Source organism: Streptomyces sp. SID14436 (assembly GCF_010548465.1).
In the GTDB taxonomy this organism is placed as follows: Bacteria; Actinomycetota; Actinomycetes; order Streptomycetales; family Streptomycetaceae; genus Streptomyces.
In genome coordinates, this window is record NZ_JAAGMD010000399.1 from 1 (window position 1) to 4,541 (window position 4,541).

At 77.1% G+C, this 4,541-nt stretch carries 4 protein-coding genes; 2 read left to right on the top strand and 2 right to left on the bottom strand.

Features of this window, described 5'->3' with window-relative positions:
* Positions 1–55: 55 nt before the first annotated feature.
* Positions 56–1,042 (bottom strand): hypothetical protein, encoded by a 987-nt coding sequence (locus tag G3I53_RS14115; RefSeq protein ID WP_164438396.1) that lies wholly within the window; start codon positions 1,040–1,042, stop codon positions 56–58.
* A gap of 388 nt (positions 1,043–1,430) precedes the next feature.
* Between G3I53_RS14115 and G3I53_RS14120 the strand changes: the two genes are divergently transcribed.
* On the top strand, positions 1,431–1,877 hold the full coding sequence (locus G3I53_RS14120) for a type II toxin-antitoxin system PemK/MazF family toxin (protein WP_164338987.1): 447 nt from the start codon (positions 1,431–1,433) through the stop codon (positions 1,875–1,877).
* 67 nt (positions 1,878–1,944) lie between these two features.
* On the opposite strand, the gene G3I53_RS14125 is transcribed toward G3I53_RS14120, so the two are convergent.
* Complete coding sequence (locus G3I53_RS14125; RefSeq protein WP_164438398.1) at positions 1,945–2,901, bottom strand: TIGR02452 family protein; 957 nt, start codon at positions 2,899–2,901, stop codon at positions 1,945–1,947.
* A gap of 300 nt (positions 2,902–3,201) precedes the next feature.
* Between G3I53_RS14125 and egtA the strand changes: the two genes are divergently transcribed.
* Positions 3,202–4,541: ergothioneine biosynthesis glutamate--cysteine ligase EgtA (gene egtA / locus G3I53_RS14130; RefSeq protein WP_164438399.1), on the top strand; the 1,340-nt coding region annotated here is incomplete at its 3' end.

Sequence of the window (4,541 nt, forward strand, 5' to 3'; positions counted from 1 at the left end):
GGCCCGCAGCGCCGCCACGGGCCTCCACAGCGGCGAGCGTCGCCGCCCGCGTGGCTCAGCCGGCCGACGGCCGGGCCCGGGGCGTACGGACACGGGGCGTCCGGGCGCCCTCGGGGCCGTAGCCGAAACGGATCAGCAGGTGCGGACTGCACCGTCGCCGGGCCCCGGCGACGGCCGCCCGGAGGTCGGGCCACTCCATCGCCTGGTGCAGGATCGAGGTGCGCACGCCGTGCGCGGTGGCCACCAGCAGCGTGCGTTCCAGGGCCTGCCCGGCCCGCAGCCAGTCCTCCCGCCGGTCCCGGGCCGTCCACAGCAGCGCCACCTGGGCGTGCCGTTCGAACCGCAGAGCGGGCAGCACCAGTCCCGGCAGGGGGCCCGTGAAGTCGCGCATGGGCATGCGTCCGTCCGTGTCCCGGGGGGCGACCGCGGGCAGCGGCATGCCGTACGGGACGTCGGTGCCGGGGGCCGTGACCCAGGCCCTGGTCTCGGCGGTGCGGCCGGGGTGGGCCCGGTTGCGGGCCTCGCCCGCGCCGGTCAGCCGGAGCAGGCGGCGGGTTCCCGGGATGTCGGGCACGTCCAGGCGGGCGCCCTCGGTGCGGGCGGCGGCGACCATCTCGGCGACGATCCCGTCGGGCACCGGGCGGCCGGTGAACGGCATCCGGCTGGTGTGCCGCCGGCCCACCGCCTCGTGCAGCGCGGCCAGCGCGGCCGGCGGTCCGTCGGCCGGTTCGGCGAGCAGCACGGTGGCCAGCAGGTCCGGTTCGTACGGGTCGGGCAGCAGCCGCACCACGGGGTCCCAGCCCTGGTGGGCGGCGGCGACCCGCAGGTTGAGCACGGCCGCCCCCACGGAGAGGTACTGCGCCCGCGCCTGCGGATCGGCCAGCGGCAGGATCCGGCGGCGGTCGGCCCGCACCTCCACGGTGCCGGTGGCCGCGTCCAGGCCGAACCGCCACGGCTGGGTGTTGTGGATCGAGGGCGCCGCGACCGCGGCGGTGAGCAGTGCCTCGACGACCGTCGCGTCCACGGGTCGACTCTGCTGCATGTCGGCTCCTCCTCCCGTCCTCCCGCACCGCCCACCCTGCGCCGCGTCCGCGGCGGGGGCGAGGGTCGACCGGGGCCGCGGCTGGGGCCATGTGGCCCGCCGGCCGCACGTCCGGGGCCGCCCTGACGGGTACGGGGGCACACGAACCGGCCGGGAGGGCGGCGCGTCGTAGGTGCCGTGGTCCTGGGACACGGGAAGACACGGACCCGGCGGACGGAGACGGCCGTCCCTGAATCCCTCCCGGCCGGCCGCACCCAGCATCCCGGGGCCGCGGCGGGCGGGCACAGGGCCGAAGGGCCCGGAGCCCAGGACGGTGGTCCCGGCGCACGGTGTGCGCCGCCCCTGCGGCCGGTGCTCGAGTCGCCGCGGTGTGCCGTACGGTACGCCTGTGACCGCGTACAGCCCCGAAAGCGTCCCGGGCCGCCACGGCCCCTCCGCCACCACCGAGGCAGCACCCCACGAGGTGGGGCCGGTGCGTACCGAGTACGCGCCCGTCCACGACGGCGACCCGGATCCCGGGGAGATCGTCTGGACGTGGGTGCCCTACGAGGAGCGGGACGGCCGGGGCAAGGACCGGCCGGTGCTGGTCGTCGCGCGGGAGCCGGCCGGGACCGTCCTCGCGGTGCAGTTGTCGAGCAGGCCGCACCAGGGGGACCGGGACTGGGTGCCGATCGGCTCCGGGCCGTGGGACCGATCGGGCCGGGACTCGTGGGTCGGGATCGACCGGGTGCTGCGGCTGCACGAGGAGGGCATGCGGCGGGAGGCGTGCGCGCTGAACCGGATGCGGTTCGACCTCGTCAGGAAGCGGCTGCGGGAGCGGTACGGCTGGAGCTGACCGGCCGGCGGCCCGAGCGGCTGCCGCCCGGGCCCCGAGCGCTCCGCGGTGCCGGGCTGTGCCCCGGTCAGGGACGGGCCGCTGCCTGCGGGTGGTGCGCTGCCCCCGGGTGGTCCGCTGCCCCCGGCTGGTCCGCTGCCCCCGGCTGGTCCGCTGCCTCCGGGGTGACCGCCAGGCCGGCGAACGCGTCCTCGAACGCCGCCCGGGTCCTCCCCGCCGGGGTGCGGTCCAGGATCGCGAGGACCACGTGCTCGAACGCCCCGGCGAAACGCCCACCGGGCCCGATCAGGGCCCGGAACGCGCCGGCCACCTGGACGGGGTCGTTGCGGAAGACGCCGCAGCCCCAGGCGCCGAGCACCAGGCGCCGGTGACCGACGGCCGCCGCCGTCTCCAGGACGCGGGCGGCGCGCTCCGCGAGGGCGCCGGGGATCTCGGGGGCCCGCTCCGGCGTCCGGCGCAGGATCACGCCCGCGTTGGGGGCGGGCGAGGTGAGGAAGCCGGTGGTGAACGGCTCGTCGAGCAGCCGTCCGCGGTCGTCGCGGAAGACGGGCACGGCGGGCGAGTGGATGACGCGGTCGGTGTAGAACGGGTCGCGGTGGGCGCGGTGGTGCGCGTAGAACTCCGGTGCCCGCAGCAGGCAGGTGTACAGCGCGGAGGCGCGGCAGAGGGCTTCCTCCTGCGCCTGGGCGCCGTTGAGGTGGCCGCCGCCGGGGTTGCGGGCGGAGGCGAAGTTCAGGACGGCGGTGCCGTTTCCCGGGGCGGCCGGCCCGCTGCCGGGCCGGGCCGGTGCGGTGGCCAGCCGCCGGGCGGCCTGGAGGCTGCTCTCGCCGGTGACCTCGATGCGTGTGGCCGTCGACCTCGCGGCCGGGGTGGGGACCGGCTGCGGCCCGAACAGGCGGGTGCCCTCCCGCGCGGCCTCGACGGCCGCCGCGATGCGGTGTTCGCGGCCGTCCGGTGCGCGGTAGCCGCCCGCCGCGACGATGTTCTCCGTGTCGCGTGCGAGGCCGCGCAGACGCGCGCTCACGCCGCGACCCCCGTACGCGCCGTGACCGCACGCCGCGCGGTCTCCCCCGTTGGTGCCATGCGGGGATCCTGGGCGATCCGGGCCGTGCGGTGCAACGGCATTTTCTCCTCCCGCCGACGCCGTGGGACGGGCGGAAAACCCCCTGCGAACGGGCGGAACACGCGGAGGAAAGGCCGGGTACGCCCCTCCGGGCACTCTTGTGTCCTGGCGGCACCAGGGTTTTGAGTGGACGGATCGAAGCCGGTCCGGGGGCTCGGATCCCCGACCGGTGGCATCGTGGACCCTCAGGAGGAGTCCGATATGTCCGATCCAGTGGGTGGCACCGGCGCACCGCACGCCGTGGTCACGGAAGCCGACGCGGAAGCCCTGGTACGGGGCATCTGCTTCAAGACGGGACCGCCGCGCCGCCTCGGCGTCGAGGTGGAATGGCTGGTCCACGAGCTGCGGGAACCGCGGCTCCCCGTCACACCCGAACGACTCGAAGCGGCCTACGAGGCCCTGCGGCCCGTGCCCCTGAGGTCCGCGCTCACCGTGGAACCCGGCGGTCAGCTGGAGCTGAGCTCGCCGCCCGCCGCCACGCTGATGGAGTGCGTCACCACCGTCGCCGCCGACCTGGACGCCGTCCGCGCGGTCCTGCGCCGGGACGGTCTGTGCCTCGTCGGCCTGGGCCACGACCCCTGGCACACCCCGCGCCGTTTCCTGCGCGCGCCGCGCTACGACGCCATGGAGGCGTGCCTGGACCGCGCCGGGCCCGCCGGGCGTTCCATGATGTGCACCTCCGCGTCCGTGCAGGTGTGCGTCGACGCCGGGCACGAGGAGCCGGGACCGCTCGGTCACGTCCGGCGCTGGTGGCTGTCCCACCTGCTGGGCGCGGTGCTGGTCGCCGTGTTCGCGAACTCGCCGCTGGCCGGTGACCGGCCGACCGGCTGGCGGTCGACCCGGCAGCTGCGCTGGGAGCAGATCGGCCGGGACCGTGCGGGCGGGCCCGCGCTGGACGCGGATCCGCGCGGCGCGTGGGCCCGGCACGTCCTGGACGCGCCGGTGATGTGCGTACGGCAGGACGACGGGCGGCCGTGGGACGTGCCGGAGCGGCTGACGTTCCGCGAGTGGACCCGGTCGCGGGTGCTGCGGGCGCCGACCCGGGACGATCTCGACTACCACGCCACGACCCTGTTCCCGCCGGTGCGGCCGCGCGGCCACCTGGAGCTGCGGATGATGGACGCGCAGCCGGGCGACGACGGGTGGATCGTGCCGCTCGCCGTGACCGCGGCCCTGTTCGACGATCCGCAGGCGAGCGAGACGGTCTACCGGGCGGTGAAACCGCTGGCCGAGCGGACCCTGGGCCTGCCCGCGCCGCACAATCCGCTGTGGCGGGACGCGGCCCGTACCGGCCTGGCCGACCCGGAACTGTGCGAGGCGGCGGCGGTCTGCTTCGCGGCGGCCCTGGAGGCGCTGCCCCGGCTGGGCGCCACGGCGGAGGTGGTCGCCGCGGTCGCCGCCTTCCGGGAGCGCTACACCGCCCGGGGCCGATGTCCGGCCGACGACCTGCTCGACGCCTCCCCGCGCACCTCCCCCTTCGACCCGCCCGGCCCTCCGGGCCACGGCCTGCCCGGCCTTTCGGGCGACGCCTCGCCCTCCGC

Coding starts and splice junctions, on each gene's coding strand:
- G3I53_RS14115 (WP_164438396.1), bottom strand. CDS start 1,042: ATGCAGCAGAGTCGACCCGTGGACGCGACGGTCGTCGAGGCACTGCTC.